The organism is Pantoea graminicola (assembly GCF_048452665.1).
GTDB lineage: Bacteria > Pseudomonadota > Gammaproteobacteria > Enterobacterales > Enterobacteriaceae > Pantoea.
In genome coordinates, this window is record NZ_JBLWSJ010000002.1 from 270,671 (window position 1) to 287,171 (window position 16,501).

At 60.4% G+C, this 16,501-nt stretch carries 10 protein-coding genes; 8 read left to right on the plus strand and 2 right to left on the minus strand.

What is annotated here, in order from left to right; all coding sequences use genetic code 11:
* Positions 1-9: 9 nt before the first annotated feature.
* Together ACNY69_RS05360 and ACNY69_RS05365 are read right to left on the minus strand one after the other, a co-directional pair.
* Positions 10-1,347, minus strand: a complete 1,338-nt coding sequence (locus tag ACNY69_RS05360) for a carbohydrate porin (protein ID WP_418797533.1) — start codon at positions 1,345-1,347, stop codon at positions 10-12.
* A 208-nt stretch (positions 1,348-1,555) separates the two neighbouring features.
* Positions 1,556-2,515, minus strand: coding sequence for an aldo/keto reductase (locus ACNY69_RS05365; RefSeq protein ID WP_418797534.1), 960 nt, complete (start codon positions 2,513-2,515; stop codon positions 1,556-1,558).
* A gap of 238 nt (positions 2,516-2,753) precedes the next feature.
* On the opposite strand from ACNY69_RS05365, the gene ACNY69_RS05370 reads away from it, so the two are divergent.
* The 8 genes from ACNY69_RS05370 (at position 2,754) to yegS (ending at position 16,362) form a co-directional block, all read left to right on the plus strand.
* Positions 2,754-3,989, plus strand: a complete 1,236-nt coding sequence (locus ACNY69_RS05370) for an MdtA/MuxA family multidrug efflux RND transporter periplasmic adaptor subunit (protein WP_111139184.1) — start codon at positions 2,754-2,756, stop codon at positions 3,987-3,989.
* Entirely contained in the window at positions 3,989-7,111 is a 3,123-nt protein-coding gene (locus ACNY69_RS05375; RefSeq protein WP_418797535.1) for an MdtB/MuxB family multidrug efflux RND transporter permease subunit, read from the plus strand. The genes ACNY69_RS05370 and ACNY69_RS05375 overlap by 1 nt, the downstream gene beginning before the upstream one ends.
* Positions 7,108-10,182: a multidrug efflux RND transporter permease subunit MdtC gene (mdtC, locus tag ACNY69_RS05380; RefSeq protein WP_418797537.1), complete on the plus strand. Its 3,075-nt coding sequence runs from the start codon at positions 7,108-7,110 to the stop codon at positions 10,180-10,182. The genes ACNY69_RS05375 and mdtC overlap by 4 nt, the downstream gene beginning before the upstream one ends.
* 51 nt (positions 10,183-10,233) lie before the next feature.
* Positions 10,234-11,640, plus strand: coding sequence for an MFS transporter (gene mdtD, locus ACNY69_RS05385; protein WP_293771817.1), 1,407 nt, complete (start codon positions 10,234-10,236; stop codon positions 11,638-11,640).
* Positions 11,637-13,025: an envelope stress sensor histidine kinase BaeS gene (baeS, locus tag ACNY69_RS05390; RefSeq protein ID WP_111139180.1), complete on the plus strand. Its 1,389-nt coding sequence runs from the start codon at positions 11,637-11,639 to the stop codon at positions 13,023-13,025. Before mdtD ends, baeS begins: the two co-directional genes overlap by 4 nt.
* A 6-nt stretch (positions 13,026-13,031) precedes the next feature.
* Positions 13,032-13,739: an envelope stress response regulator BaeR gene (gene baeR / locus ACNY69_RS05395; protein ID WP_111139179.1), complete on the plus strand. Its 708-nt coding sequence runs from the start codon at positions 13,032-13,034 to the stop codon at positions 13,737-13,739.
* Between the two features lie 122 nt (positions 13,740-13,861).
* Entirely contained in the window at positions 13,862-15,244 is a 1,383-nt protein-coding gene (gene trhP, locus ACNY69_RS05400) for a prephenate-dependent tRNA uridine(34) hydroxylase TrhP (protein WP_293771821.1), read from the plus strand.
* 218 nt (positions 15,245-15,462) lie between these two features.
* Positions 15,463-16,362 carry a lipid kinase YegS gene (gene yegS / locus ACNY69_RS05405; RefSeq protein ID WP_111139176.1) on the plus strand — a complete coding sequence of 300 codons (900 nt, stop codon included), beginning with the start codon at positions 15,463-15,465 and terminating at the stop codon, positions 16,360-16,362.
* The last annotated feature ends 139 nt before the right edge of the window (positions 16,363-16,501 follow it).

Below are 16,501 nucleotides of genomic sequence, written 5' to 3' on the forward strand. Positions count from 1 at the left end.
CACTCTTTATCAGAAGGCGAAATTGGCGCTGATACCGCCAATAAACGCATCTTTCACTTCGCTGACCGCGCCCGGTGCCACGACATACTGCAGATTAGGGCGCAGTGACATCCAGTTTGTGACTTTAGCGTTGTAGTAGATCTCATAGTTGTATTCCGAACCTGACTGAACCGGCAGATAAGTCGGGCTGTCGAAGCGGCTTTCGCCGTTAGCCTGATTCTGCTGACGCAGTGACCGGGTATAGTCGCTGTTCACATGAATACGTGCTGCGCCCACGCCAATCTCATCCTGCGGACGGGCATCAAACGGCCCGGTCCAGGTCAGGGCGAACGACTGATAGTTGTCGGTTTTTGACGTCTTGTGGTCGTTCATCACCGCCTGCAGGCGAATGCCCAGTCCACGATTTACATCGCCGCTCTGTGCGGTCAGCTGCTGCTGCAATAACAGATAGCCGCCATAGGCACGCGCCTGATCCTGATAGCCGCCGTTGCGCCAGCTGCTGTAGACATCGCCATCCACCGACGAGGTGTAGTAACCGATGCGGTAGTTACCCGGCAGTTTTTCCGGCCCGAAGGTCGGTTTCCAGCCCAGCTCGATCGGCACCAGATTGCCTTCAGAATGGCGGGTGTCCAGACGGAAGCCGTCGCCGCGATCGTAGTTGGCGCGGTTCTGATTATAGAAACCGACCTGGAAGAAAAGCTCAGGAGTAAGATTGAACTTAATGCGGCCGCCCCACTGCGACACCGGCCAGTTGAACCAGCGATCGCCGCGCCAGTTCCCCGCCTGGCCGCTGCCCAGTGCCAGGTTCTGGAACAGATTGCCATCGAAGTTATCGAAGTCTTCGCCCACCGTGACCCGGCCGGCTTTCACATCGACCACATCGTCAAACAGCCCTTTGCGCAGCCAGAACTGCGTCAGGCGCCAGGTCTGGCCGCGACCGTAGACCTCCTGAACCGAAGAGAGCATCCCGGCGCGTCGGTCCCCTACCTGATCCGACAGGTTCTGACCGTCGCGATTGGTCACGGTCATCTGGAACTCGGCATCCTGCCAGTTCAGCAGTTTTTCCAGGTCAAAATTGGTGCCAAACGTCCACTGATCGCTGTAGCGCATAGTCGTGTTGCTGTCCGCGCCACCGCCCAGATTGGCCGCACTTTCCATGGTGTAGTTGACGTCAAATTTAATGCCGTCATTCTGCAGCTGCGTCCGGTAACCGCCCCAGTCACCAGCCATCCATTCGGAGTCGGGACTCAGCGCGTCAGCGGCCAGGGCTGACGTGGAAAGCATGGCCATAAGCAGGGTACCGCTTGCCACACGGGCAGAGGGAAAGCGGGCTTTTCTGTTTTTCATCGTGCTGATTCTTATGTAAGTGACCGAAAGTGACGCGCAGAGGATAGTGCTGGCTATTGAACGGCTTTTGTAAATACGTGCGCATACTTTCCGGAAACAGCAGATTGTTCGCGTAACTGTGATCGGGATCTCTTAGCGGTTACGTTTCAGCCAGAAACGGCAGTTTCTGCCGGGTCAGCGCAAAACAGGGGCACGATGGCCCCTGCGCTTAACGGCTCGCCTGGTCCAGTTGCGCAATCTCTGCGGGTGAGAGCGTAAGCTGCATCGCCCCGGTCAGATCGTCGAGCTGTTTCAGCGATGTGGCGCTGACAATCGGCGCGGTGATGCCGGGACGGGCGATCTGCCATGCCAGCGCCACCTGCGTCGGCGTCACCTGCTGCGCTGCGCTGATGGCATCCAGCGCGTCGAGGATCCTCAACCCGCGCGGATTGAGATATTTTTCGACCACGCTCTGCCCGCGCGCACTTTTCGCCGCATCCGCTGCTTCACGGTATTTGCCGCTGAGGAAACCGCTGGCGAGAGAATAGTAGTTGATCACGCCCAGTCCGTGCGCCTGCACCACAGGCTCCAGTTCCGACTCATAGGGCTGGCGGTCATAGAGGTTATATTCCGGCTGCAGGGTTTCGTAGCGCGCCAGTCCCTGCGCGTCACTGATCGCCAGCGCCTCCTGCAGTCGTGCGGCGCTGTAGTTTGAAGCCCCGATAGCCCGCACCTTGCCTTCGCGGATCAGGCCGTCAAAGGCGTTCAGTGTCTCCGCCAGGGGCGTATCTGCATCGTCGCGGTGCGCCTGATAGAGGTCGATATAGTCCGTCTGTAAACGGCGCAGCGACGCATCGACTGCCTGACGGATATAGTCCGGTTTCAGCCCGTTTTTCGCCGGGGACAGTTCCATCCCCACCTTGGTTGCCAGAACGATCCGGTCCCGTTTGCTACTTTTTTGCAGCCACTCGCCTATAAGGGTTTCCGATTCACCGCCTTTGTTGCCCGGCACCCAGCGGGAATAGACGTCGGCCGTATCGATAAACCAGAGCCCCCGCTCCACCAGCGCATCCAGCAGAGAAAATGAGGTAGCGCGATCCACCGTCCAGCCAAACACATTGCCGCCAAACGTCAGTCGCGGAACGGCGATACCGCTGTTACCTAACTGCCGTGTCTGATTCTGATGCATTTCTGGCTCCTTATTTACCGGAAAAACTGCCTGTTTCTCAGCATAGCAAAGGGGTTTTGCCTCTTTATGACGATTGTGCTGCGATTAATGAAAGAACAGGCATAATGACCCCGCCCTGACAGAGATTCCTTATTTCCTTCAACTTCTGCCCGTCAGAGGCGACTACAATCTGTCGTTTGCAGGCTAACCTTTTGATGCCTGCGCCTGGGACTACGTCACTGCTGGAGAGCACCGAATCATGAGCACCCGACATCCTGTTATGAAGAAAACCCTGATTGTGCTGGCCCTGATTGCTGTCGCGGCAGGCGGTTATTATGGCTGGCAGCGCAGTGCGGCACCGGAAAGCGGCAGCCAGCGTGATGCGTCTGCCCCGGGCGACAAAGGCCGTGGTGAGGGCGCGCATCGCCCACTGGCCCCTGTTCAGGCTGCCACCGCCACTCGCGAAAGCGTGCCGCAATACCTGAGCGGACTGGGTACGGTCACCGCCGCCAATACGGCCACCGTGCGCAGCCGGGTCAACGGCGATCTGCTGGCGATCCACTTTACCGAAGGCGATCAGGTTAAAGCAGGCGATCTTCTGGCGGAGGTCGATCCGCGCCCTTACCAGGTGGCGTTAGCACAGGCTCAGGGCCAGGTCGTCAAGGATCAGGCCACGCTGGCGAATGCCCGTCGCGACCTGGCGCGCTACGAGAAGCTGGCGAAAACGTCCCTGGTGTCGCAACAGAGTCTGGATACCCAGCGTTCACTGGTCGCTGAAACGCTCGGCACGCTAAAGGCGGATGAAGGAAACGCTGCCAGCGCACAGCTTAATCTGACCTACAGCCGGATCACCGCGCCGATTTCCGGGCGGGTCGGCCTGAAGCAGGTGGATGTGGGCAACTACGTCACCAGCAGCGACAGCACCGGCATCGTGGTGATCACCCAGACGCATCCGATCGATGTGCTCTTCACGCTGGCGGAGAACAGCATCAGCGCCATTCTTAAAGCGCAGAAAAGCGGCCAGCCGCTACTGGTTGAGGCCTGGGATCGCAGCAATAAAAACCTGATCGCCAGCGGCAAACTGCTGAGTCTGGACAACCAGATTGATGTCACCACCGGCACCATCAAAATCAAGGCGCGATTCGATAATCAGGATGACGCGCTGTTTCCTAATCAGTTCGTTAATGTGCGCCTGAAGGTCAACACGCTGCAGGATGCGATTGTCATCCCGCCTGCTGCACTGCAGATGGGCAACGAGGGGAACTTTGTCTGGGTCGTCAACAGCGATAACAAAGTGAGTAAGAAAAGCGTGGTGCCCGGCCTGCAGGACAGCCAGAAGGTGGTGATCACGGCTGGTCTGGAGGCGGGTGAGCGCGTGGTCACAGATGGTCTGGACCGCCTGACGGAGGGGGCAAAAGTGGAGGTTGTGGCACCGCAGAGCAGCGCGCCGCGCAGCAGTCGCGCCACGCTGCCGTCAAAAGGAGAGCGTGAGTAATGCAGGTCATGCCTCCCGATCAGCATGGCGGACCGTCACGCCAGTTTATTCTGCGCCCGGTCGCCACCACGCTGCTGATGATTGCGATTCTGCTGGCTGGCGTGCTGGGTTATCGCTTTCTGCCGGTTTCGGCGCTGCCGGAAGTGGATTATCCGACCATTCAGGTCGTCACCCTCTATCCGGGTGCCAGCCCGGATGTGGTCACCTCCTCCATCACCGCCCCGCTGGTGCATCAGTTTGGTCAGATGTCCGGCCTGAAGCAGATGTCGTCGCAAAGCGCCGGCGGTGCCTCGGTGGTGACGCTGCAATTTCAGCTGACGCTGCCGCTGGATGTGGCTGAGCAGGAAGTGCAGGCGGCAATTAACTCCGCCACCAATCTGCTGCCCAACGACCTGCCTAATCCGCCGGTCTACAACAAAGTGAATCCCGCCGATCCGCCCATCATGACGCTGGCCGTCACCACCCGCAGCATGCCGCTGACGCAGGTGCAGGACATGATCGAAACCCGGATAGCGCAGAAGATTTCACAGGTGAGTGGCGTCGGGCTGGTCACCCTGTCGGGCGGTCAGCGTCCGGCCGTGCGGGTTAAGCTGAACGTGCAGGCGCTGTCGGCACTCGGCCTGACCAGCGAAACGGTACGGACCGCCATCAGCAACGCCAACGTCAACTCCGCCAAAGGCAGTCTGGATGGCCCGACCCGCTCTGTCACGCTGTCGGCCAATGACCAGATGAAGTCCGCGGAAGATTACCGCCAGCTGATTATCAGCTATAAAAACAACGCCCCGGTGCGGCTCGGCGACGTGGCCACCATCGAACAGGGTGCAGAAAACAGCTGGCTGGGTGCCTGGGCCAACCGCGATGCGGCGATCGTGCTCAACGTCCAGCGTCAGCCTGGCGCCAATATCATCGCCACGGCGGACAATATCCGCGCCATGCTGCCTGCGCTGACCGCGACCCTGCCGAAGTCCGTTGAGGTGACGCTGCTCACCGACCGCACCACCAACATCCGCGCGTCGGTCAGCGACACCCAGTTTGAGCTGGTGCTGGCGATGGCACTGGTGGTGATGATTATCTACCTGTTTCTGCGCAACGTGCCTGCCACGCTGATCCCGGCGGTGGCGGTTCCCCTGTCGCTGATCGGCACCTTCGCCGCCATGTATTTCCTGGGCTTTTCGATCAACAACCTGACGCTGATGGCGCTGACCATCGCCACCGGTTTCGTGGTCGATGATGCCATCGTGGTGATCGAGAACATCTCACGCTATATCGAGAAGGGTGAAAAACCGCTGACCGCCGCGCTGAAAGGGGCTGGCGAGATCGGCTTTACCATCATCTCGCTGACCTTCTCGCTGATTGCGGTGCTGATCCCGCTGCTGTTTATGGGGGATGTCATTGGCCGGCTGTTCCGCGAATTTGCCGTGACGCTGGCGGTCGCCATCCTGATCTCGGCGGTAGTCTCACTAACCCTGACGCCAATGATGTGCGCCCGGATGCTCAGCGCGGAGTCGCTGCGCAAACAGAACCGTTTTTCCCGCGCCAGCGAAGCGATGTTTGACCGCATCGTGGCCTTCTATGGCCGTGGCCTGCGCCGGGTGCTGAATCACCCCTGGCTGACGCTATCGGTGGCGGTCGGCACCCTGATGCTGACGCTGATGCTGTGGATGATTATCCCGAAAGGCTTTTTCCCGCAGCAGGACAACAGCATTATTCAGGGCACGCTGCAGGCGCCGCAGTCGGTCTCCTACGCCAGCATGGCGCAGCGCACGCGCGATGTCGCCTCCATCATCATGAAAGATCCGGCGGTGCAGAGCCTGACTTCGTTTGTCGGCGTAGATGGCACCAATGCCGCGCTCAACAGCGCCCGGCTGCAGATCAACCTCAAACCGCTGGACCAGCGCGACGACCGGATTCCGGCGATTCAGCAGCGTCTGCAGAGGGCGGTGAGTCAGGTGCCGGGCGTGCAGCTCTGGCTGCAGGCCGTGCAGGATCTCACTATCGATACCCAGGCGAGCCGGACGCCTTACCAGTTTACGCTGCAGTCCGGTTCGCTCACCTCGCTCAGCACCTGGGTTCCGGCCCTGCTGACCCGGCTGAATACGCTGCCACAACTGCGTGATGTCAGCAGCGACTGGCAGGATCAGGGGCTGGAGGCGTTTGTTAACGTCGACCGTGACAGCGCCAGCCGCCTCGGCATCAGCATGGCGGACGTGGACAATGCACTCTACAACGCCTTTGGGCAGCGGCTTATCTCCACCATCTACACCCAGGCGAATCAGTATCGCGTGGTGCTGGAGCAGGATAATCACGCCACGCCAGGGCTGGAGAGTCTGGAAGCGATTCGCCTCAACAGCAGCGACGGTGGCAGCGTGCCGCTCAGCGCCATTGCCCGTATTGAACAGCGGTTCGCGCCGCTGACGATTAATCACCTCGACCAGTTCCCGTCGGCAACCTTCTCGTTCAACGTAGCGGAGGGCTACTCTCTGGAGGATGCGGTGAAGGCGGTGTCGCAGGCGGAAGCCGCGCTGGGCATGCCTGCAGAGATGATGACTCAGTTCCAGGGCAGCACGCTGGCGTTTGAAGCGGCGCTGAGCAGCACCGTCTGGCTGATCGTGGCGGCCATCGTTGCGATGTACATCGTGCTGGGCGTGCTCTATGAGAGCTTTATTCATCCGATTACCATTCTCTCCACGCTGCCTACCGCCGGGGTCGGCGCGCTGCTGGCGCTGATGCTCAGCGGCAATGAGCTGGATATTGTGGCGATCATCGGCATCATCCTGCTGATCGGCATCGTGAAAAAGAACGCCATCATGATGATCGACTTTGCGCTGGCGGCCGAGCGTGAAGAGGGGATGACGCCTTATGACGCCATCTATCAGGCCTGCCTGCTGCGTTTCCGTCCGATTCTGATGACCACGCTGGCGGCCCTGCTCGGCGCACTGCCGCTGATGCTCAGCACGGGCGTCGGTGCCGAACTGCGTCATCCGCTGGGCATTGCGATGGTGGGCGGGCTGATTCTGAGCCAGGTATTGACCCTCTTTACGACGCCGGTGATCTACCTGCTGTTTGATCGGCTGGCTCACGCGACACGCCGCCGCTTCAGCCGCAGGGAGGCCGCAGAGTGAAGTTCTTTACCCTCTTTATCCACAGGCCCGTAGCAACCACCCTGCTGACGCTGGCTATCGCGCTGGCCGGGGTGCTGGGTTTCCGCCTGCTGCCGGTGGCCCCGCTGCCCCAGGTCGATTTTCCGGTGATCGTGATCTCCGCCTCGCTGCCGGGTGCCGCGCCGGAGATCATGGCGTCATCGGTGGCCACGCCGCTGGAGCGTTCGCTGGGACGGATCTCAGGCGTCAGCGAAATGACCTCCACCAGCTCGCTGGGCAACACCCGCATCATCCTGGTGTTTGATTTCGACCGTGACATCAACGGAGCCGCGCGCGACGTGCAGGCCGCGATTAACGCCGCGCAGAGCCTGCTGCCGACCGGGATGCCGTCGCGTCCGACGTGGCGCAAGGTTAACCCTTCCGATGCGCCGATCATGATCATGACGCTGACGTCGGATACCTACAATCCGGGTCAGCTCTACGACTACGCCTCCACCCAGCTGGCGCAGAAGCTGTCGCAGATTGAGGGCGTGGGTGATGTAACCGTAGGCGGCAGCTCGCTGCCTGCGGTTCGCGTGGCACTGAATCCGCAGGCACTGTTTAACCAGGGTGTCTCTCTGGATGACGTGCGCACCGCCATTTCCAGTGCCAACCAGCGACGTCCGCAGGGGGCACTGGATGATACCCAGCGGCGCTGGCAGCTTCGGACCAATGACGCGCTGCAGACCGCGCGTGAGTATCAGCCACTGATCGTCCATTATAAAAACGGTGCGGCCGTCCGGCTGTCGGATGTGGCCACGGTCCAGGATTCGGTACAGGATGTGCGCAACGCCGGGATGTCGCGCGGCAAGCCTGCGGTGCTGCTGCTGATCCGCAAAACGCCTGACGCTAACGTGATCGACACCGTGGACCGTATCCGCGCTGAAATGCCCCGGCTGCATGAGGTGATCCCGGCCGCTATCGACCTGCAGATTGCGCAGGATCGCTCACCAACGATTCGTGCTTCGCTGCATGAGGTCGAGCAGTCACTGATCATCGCCGTGCTGCTGGTGATCATGGTGGTATTTCTCTTCCTGCGTTCAGGCCGGGCCACGCTGATCCCCGCCGTTGCCGTGCCGGTTTCACTGATCGGCACCTTCGCTGCCATGTACCTCTGCGGCTTCAGCCTGAACAACCTGTCGCTGATGGCGCTGACCATCGCCACCGGTTTTGTGGTGGATGACGCGATCGTGGTGCTGGAGAACATTGCCCGCCACGTCGAAGCGGGCATGAAGCCGCTGGCGGCCGCGCTGAAAGGGGTGCAGGAAGTCGGCTTTACCGTGCTGTCGATGAGCCTGTCGCTGGTGGCGGTGTTCCTGCCGCTGCTGATGATCGGCGGGCTGATTGGCCGCTTCTTCTCGGAATTTGCCATTACCCTGTCGGTCTCTATCGTCATCTCCCTGTTTATCTCAATCACCCTGACGCCGATGATGTGCGCTTATCTGCTGAAGCCGCACGCGCCGCGCAGCCAGCCACGTCGTCGCGGGGCAGGTCGTCTGCTGATGGCGATCCAGCAGGGGTATGGCCGTTCGCTCAGGGTAGTGCTGAACCATGCGCGCTGGGTCATGCTGCTGTTTGTCGCCACCATTGTCCTGACCGGCTGGCTGTTTGTGCATGTGCCGAAAACCTTTATGCCGGAACAGGATACCGGACGGCTCTCCGGCTTTATCTCTGCCGACCAGAGTATTTCGTTCCAGGCGATGCGCAGTAAGCTGCAGGATTTTATGGAGATTGTCGGGGCCGATCCGGCTGTGGACAGCGTGGTGGGCTTTACCGGCGGAATGCGCACCAACAGCGGCTCAATGTTTATCTCGCTGAAACCGCTCTCTGAGCGCAAAGAGAGCGCGCAGGCGGTTATCGCCCGGCTGCGCGGCAAGCTGGCAAAAGAGCCAGGCGCCAGTCTCTATCTGAATGCGGTGCAGGATCTGCGCGCCGGTGGACGGGAGGCGAACGCCAGCTACCAGTATTCGCTGCTGTCGGACGATCTGGGCGCCCTGCGGACGTGGGAGCCGAAAATCCGCGAGGCGTTTTCTGCCCTGCCGCAGCTGGCAGATGTGAACTCCGATCAGCAGGATAAGGGCAGCGAGATGGCGCTGACTTACGATCGGGAGAGCATGGCGCGGCTGGGTATCGACGTCTCAAAGGCCAACGATCTGCTGAACAACGCCTTTGGGCAGCGTCAGATATCCACTATTTATCAACCACTCAATCAGTACAAAGTGGTCATGGAGGTCGATCCGCGCTACACCCAGGATATCAGCGCCCTGTCGCAGATGTTTGTGATTAATGACGCGGGTAAAGCGATTCCGCTGTCGTGGTTCGCGCACTGGCAGCCCGCCAACGCGCCGCTGTCGGTGAACCATGAAGGCCTGTCGGCCGCATCCACTATCTCGTTTAACCTGCCGGAAGGGGTGTCGCTGTCGCAGGCGTCAGAGGCGATCGATCGCACCATGACTGCCATTGGCGTTCCCTCCAGCGTGCGCGGCAGCTTTGCCGGAACGGCGCAGGTGTTTGAGCAGTCGCAAAGCAGCCAGCTCTGGCTGATGCTGGCGGCAATCGGGGCGGTCTATATCGTGCTGGGGATCCTTTATGAGAGCTATGTGCATCCGCTGACCATCCTCTCTACCCTGCCCTCGGCGGGCGTGGGCGCGCTGCTGGCGCTGGAGCTGTTCGATACGCCTTTCAGCCTGATTGCGCTGATCGGCATTCTGCTGCTGATCGGCATCGTGAAAAAGAACGCTATCATGATGGTCGATTTCGCGCTGGAAGCGGAGCGCAACGGCCAGCTCAGCGCGCGCGAGGCGATCTTCCAGGCCTGCCTGCTGCGCTTCCGGCCGATTATGATGACCACGCTGGCTGCCCTGTTTGGTGCGCTGCCGCTGGTGCTGAGCAGCGGCGATGGCGCGGAGCTGCGTCAGCCGCTGGGGATTACCATCGCAGGCGGTCTGGTGATGAGCCAGCTGCTGACGCTCTACACGACGCCGGTGGTCTATCTGATGATGGATAAACTGCGGCGCAAAAAACGTCCGCTGGTCGCCACGCCGCAGCCGTAATGGCGGCAGTGGCGTGAGACATCGGGGGTAAGGCCGTTATCGGGGGGAGCGATGAGTACGCAAAGCACTAACGTCCGCTGGCAGTTATGGATCGTTGCCATCGGCTTCTTTATGCAGACGCTGGATACCACCATCGTGAACACGGCGATCCCCGCTATGGCGCACGATCTGGGCGTCAGCCCGCTGCACATGCACGCGGTCATCGTCTACTACGTGCTGACGGTGGCGGTGATGCTGCCGGTCAGCGGCTGGCTGGCGGATCGCTTTGGCGTGCGCAACATCTTCTTCAGCGCGATTCTGCTGTTCAGTCTGGGATCGCTGCTGTGCGCCCTCTCCGCCACGCTGGATCAGCTGGTGCTGTCGCGGGTGGTTCAGGGGATTGGCGGCGCGATGATGGTGCCGGTGGGCCGCCTGACGGTGATGAAGATCGTGCCGCGTGAGCAGTACATGTCCGCGATGACCTTTGTCACCCTGCCCGGTCAGATCGGCCCGCTGCTCGGCCCGGCGCTGGGCGGCGTGCTGGTGGAGTACGCCAGCTGGCACTGGATCTTCCTGATCAATATTCCGGTCGGCATCGCGGGCGCTATCGCCACCCTGATGCTGATGCCCAACTACCGTATGCAGACGCGGCGCTTTGACTTTGCCGGTTTTATCCTGCTGGCCGCCGGCATGGCGACCCTGACCCTGGCGCTGGATGGTCAGCGCAGCAGCGGCGGCTCTCCCCTGCTGCTGGGCGGCATGATTCTGGCGGGCACCTTCTCGCTGCTCTTCTATCTGCTGCATGCGCGCGGCAATGATAATGCGCTGTTCAGCCTGAAGCTGTTCGATAACCCGATTTACGCCATCGGCCTGCTCGGCAGCTTCACCGGCCGCATCGGCAGTGGCATGCTGCCCTTTATGACGCCGATATTTCTGCAGCTCGGCATGGGCTACAGCCCGTTCCACGCTGGTCTGATGATGATTCCGATGGTGCTGGGCAATATGGGGATGAAGCGCATCGTGGTGCGCATCGTTAATCTTTATGGCTATCGCCGGGTGCTGGTGATGTCGACCGTGGCGCTGGCGCTGGTGGTGCTGCTCTTCCCGCTGGTGGCGATGCTGGGCTGGGTCTGGCTGCTGCCGCTGGTGCTGTTTCTGCAGGGGATGGTGAACGCCATTCGCTTCTCGTCGATGAATACCCTGACGCTGAAGGAGCTGCCCGATGAGCTGGCCTCCAGCGGCAACAGCCTGCTGTCGATGATCATGCAGCTGTCGATGAGTATTGGCGTCACCGTGGCCGGGCTGCTGCTGGGGGCGTTTGCGCAGGAGAGCGTGGCGGGCAGCGCCGCAGAGCACCAGATGTTTATTTATACCTACCTTTGCATGTCGCTGATTATCATCCTGCCCGCGCTGGTATTCTGGCGCGTTCCCTCCCAGGTGAGTACCAACGTCGATCTGCGACGCCGGAGAAAAAAATGAGAGTGAACCTGCGCCTGGGTATCGGGGCGAAACTGTTTATGGCGATCTTCGCCACCTGTATGCTGGTGCTGATCACCATGCACTGGGGCGTGCGGCTCAGCTTCGAGCATGGCTTCGTCGACTACATCAAGCGCGGCAATCAGCAGCGCCTGAACCTGCTCAGCGATGCGCTGGCTGACCAGTATGAGCAGCACGGCAACTGGGATTTTTTGCGTCACAACGATCGGCTGATTTTCACCATGCTGCGTTCGCTGGAGCAGAACCCGGACAGCAGCAGTCAGCTGCCGCCCCACGGCTGGCGTACCCAGTTCTGGGTGCTCGATCAGCAGTACAAGGTGATGGTCGGCCCGCCGGGGCCGGTGCCGCCGGAAGGCACCCGGCGCAATATCACCACCAGCACGGGCAGGATAGTCGGCTGGGTGATCGGCTCTCCACCGGAGCGGCTGACGCGCAGTACCGATATTAACTTTGATCTTCAGCAGCGGCGCACCAGCTGGATCATCGTCGGCCTCTCGACCCTGCTGGCGGCGCTGGCGACCTGGCTGATGGCGCGCGGTCTGCTGGCCCCGGTTAAGCGGCTGGTCGACGGCACCCATCATCTGGCGGCCGGTAACTTCGCCACCCGCGTCGAGGTCAGCAGCCGGGATGAACTGGGTCAGCTGGCGGGCGACTTCAACCTTCTCGCCCGCTCGCTGGAGAAAAACGAAAGCATGCGTCGCGCCTTTATGGCCGATATCTCCCACGAGCTGCGCACCCCGCTGGCGATTCTGCGGGGTGAGCTGGAAGCGATGCAGGATGGGGTGCGCAAGCTGACGCCGGAAGCGATCGCCTCGTTACAGAGTGAAGTGGTGGTACTGACCAAGCTGGTGGATGACCTGCATCAGCTGTCGCTCTCTGACGTGGGAGCCCTCGCCTACCGCAAACAGGCGACCGATCTGGTACAGCTGCTGGAGGTGACGGCGGGCAGCTTTGCCGAACGCTATCGCGCGCACCAGCTGACGCTGAAACTGAATCTGCCCGACCAGGCCCCCTTCTTTGGCGATCCCGACCGCCTGATGCAACTCTTCACCAACCTGCTGGAGAACAGCCTGCGCTACACCGACAGCGGAGGCCGGGTAGAGGTGACGCTCCGCTATGAGGCTCCCGACTGGCATATCGAATTTGATGACAGTGCGCCCGGCGTGGACAAGGCGTATCAGGCGCAGATTTTTGAGCGTTTCTTCCGCACCGAGGGGTCACGCAACCGTGCCAGCGGCGGCTCAGGCCTCGGCCTCGCGATCTGCAAAAATATTGCGGCCGCGCATGGTGGCGACCTTCATGCGGCGCACTCTGATTTAGGTGGACTGAAAATCGCGCTACACTTGCGCTATGTTCCCCCTGTGTAGACGCTTATGAGCCAGGAAACCCCCGATCCGCTGATTCTGGTGGTCGAAGATGAGCCGAAACTGGCGCAGCTGATGATCGATTATCTGCTCGCCTCAAATTACCGTACCCATCACATCGCCGACGGCAGTGCGGTGCTGGAGTATGTCCGCCAGACGCCACCCGATCTGATGCTGCTGGATTTAATGCTGCCCGGCACAGACGGCCTGACGCTGTGCCGCGAAATCCGCCGCCATTCCGACCTGCCGATTATTATGGTGACGGCGCGCACCGAAGAGATCGACCGGCTGCTGGGGCTGGAGCTGGGCGCGGATGACTACATCTGCAAACCCTTCAGTCCGCGTGAGGTGGTGGCGCGGGTGAAAACCATTCTGCGTCGGGTCAGACGTTCAGCGGAGGAGCCGCAGAGTGCCTCGCTGCTGCGGGTCGATGAAAGCCGCTTCTCCGCCAGCTGGCGCGAGAAACCACTTGATCTCACCCCGGCGGAGTTCCGCCTGCTGAAAACGCTGTCGCTGGAGCCGGGCAAGGTCTTTTCACGCGAACAGCTGCTTAACCATCTCTATGATGACTATCGCGTGGTGACGGATCGCACAATCGACAGCCACATCAAGAATCTGCGCCGCAAGCTGGAGCTGCTCGACAGCGAGCAACCCTTTATCCGCGCCGTTTACGGCATGGGGTATCGCTGGGAGGCCGACGCCTGTCATTTGATCTAGTTTGATCCTGATCAATTTACTTCCCTTTTCTCACTGCCTACAATTCCGCACCTTTTGCAGGGCTTAAGGCCCTGCACCTGCTGCCTGCGGCGGCATGCTGACCTGACATCAGTGAGAAAAATATGAAACCTGAGCTTCTTTCCCCCGCCGGCACGCTGAAAAACATGCGTTACGCCTTTGCCTACGGTGCCGATGCCGTCTATGCCGGCCAGCCGCGCTACAGCCTGCGGGTGCGCAACAACGAATTTACCCACGAGAATCTTGCCCTGGGCATCAGCGAGGCCCACGCGCTGGGCAAAAAATTCTATGTGGTCGTCAACATTGCGCCGCACAACGCCAAGCTGAAAACCTTTATCCGCGACCTGACGCCGGTGGTGGCCATGCAGCCCGACGCGCTGATCATGTCCGATCCCGGCCTGATTATGCTGGTGCGGGAGGCCTTTCCGTCGATGCCGATTCACCTGTCGGTGCAGGCCAACGCAGTCAATTGGGCGACGGTAAAATTCTGGCAGCAGAGGGGGCTGAGCCGGGTGATCCTGTCGCGTGAGCTGTCGCTGGAGGAGATCGCCGAGATCCGCCAGCAGGTACCGGAGATGGAGCTGGAAGTCTTTGTTCACGGTGCGCTCTGCATGGCCTATTCCGGTCGCTGTCTGCTGTCGGGCTACATGAACAAGCGCGACCCGAATCAGGGCACCTGCACCAACGCCTGCCGCTGGGAGTACAAAGTGGCCGAAGGTCAGCAGGATGAGGTGGGCAATATTGTGGGTATCCATGAGCCCATCGCGGTACAGGATGTGACCCCTACGCTGGGCGTAGGCCAGCCGACTGATAAGGTGTTTCTGCTGGAAGAGAAGATGAAACCGGGCGAGGTGATGAGCGCATTCGAAGATGAGCACGGCACCTACATTATGAATTCGCGCGATCTGCGTGCGGTCGCCCATGTGGAGCGGCTCAGCGGGATGGGCGTGCATTCGCTGAAAATTGAGGGCCGCACCAAGTCCTACTACTACTGCGCCCGGACCGCACAGGTCTATCGCCGGGCGATTGATGATGCTGCCGACGGTAAACCTTTTGATCCTTCGCTGCTGCAGACCCTGGAAGGTCTGGCCCATCGCGGTTATACCGAAGGCTTTCTGCGCCGCCACACCCATGACAGCTATCAGAACTATCAGCAGGGCTTTTCGGTTTCCGATCGCCAGCAGTTTGTCGGTGAATTTACCGGTGAGCGCCGGGGTGCGTGGGCGGAAGTGGCGGTGAAGAACAAGTTTATGCTGCATGACAGCACAGAGATCATGACACCGGCAGGGAATCTGCAGTGCCGGATCGATGCGCTGCAGAATGCGCGCGGTGAGCCCACGGAGATTGCGCCGGGCGATGGTCATCGCGTCTGGCTGCAGGTCCCTGAAGAGGTGGATCTGCAGTTTGCCCTGCTGCTGCGTAACTTCGATCACGGCGAGGATACCCGCGATCCGCACAACCGTTTACCAACGGAAACAATTTGTTGAAATCAGAACAGGATCACAGACCCTTGCCAGCCACTGCTTTATAGTCCCGCCTGCTGCTAACGAGTAACAATAAACGGCAGAATTATCAGGAACCACCTCATTTACCCGCCCGGCTCCCCCGTGCGGGTTTTCTTTTTTCTCTCTTTCTCCAATAATTTGCTGCTGGCAGCTATGTTATAAACTCCTCTCTTACTCTGTAGATCCTCAAGGAACGCAAAATGGATAATAAACCGCTTACGCTGCTCATCCTGAACGGAAAAGGCGCGGGTAATGAAGATCTGCGCGACGCGATTACTGCCCTGCGTGAACAAGGTTTCAACATTGCGGTGCGTGTCACGTTTGAAAAAGGGGACGGCGACCGTTACGTCAAAGAGGCGATTGCGCTGAGGGCGGAAACCGTAGTGGCAGGCGGTGGCGATGGCACCATCAATGAAATCGCGACGGCGCTGGCCGCGTCTGATGCGGAATATCGTCCGGCTCTGGGCATTCTGCCGCTGGGCACCGCCAATGACTTTGCCACCAGCGTCGGCATTCCCGAAGAGATGGAACCCGCTCTGCGGCTGGCGATCCAGGGTAAGGCGCATGCTATCGATCTGGCCCGGGTTAACCAGAGCCACTACTTCATTAATATGGCGACCGGTGGATTTGGCACCCGTATCACGACTGAGACACCGGAAAAGCTCAAGTCCGCGCTGGGCGGCGTCTCCTACTTTATTCACGGCCTGATGCGCATGGATACGCTCAAACCCGACACCTGTGAAATCAGCGGTCCCGATTTCGCCTGGCAGGGCGATGCGCTGGTGATCGGCATCGGTAATGGTCGCCAGGCGGGCGGCGGTCAGCGGTTATGCCCTTCTGCCCTGATCAACGATGGCCGGCTGGATGTGAGTATCGTGACCGCTCAGGAGCTGCTGCCCACGCTGCTGCACTCCCTGACCGGCGACGATGACAATCCGGGTATCGTCACCACGCAGCTCGAATCTCTGACCATCCGCTCTCCACATGAGATGACCTTTAACCTGGACGGTGAGCCGCTTTCCGGCCGCGAATTTGTTATTGAGGTTATGGCTGGGGCGCTGAGCTGCCGCCTGCCGCCGCAGTGCGCCCTGCTTTCCTGATTATCGTTAACGGGGGTGATAGCCCCCGTCTGCTATCTGCTTACGCCCTGTTGTCAACCCGTCCCCTGCCACGCCGCCGCCTTTCTGCCCTGTGATTTCCCCTGCACTGCACTCTGTGATTCCCTTCACAACTCTGCCA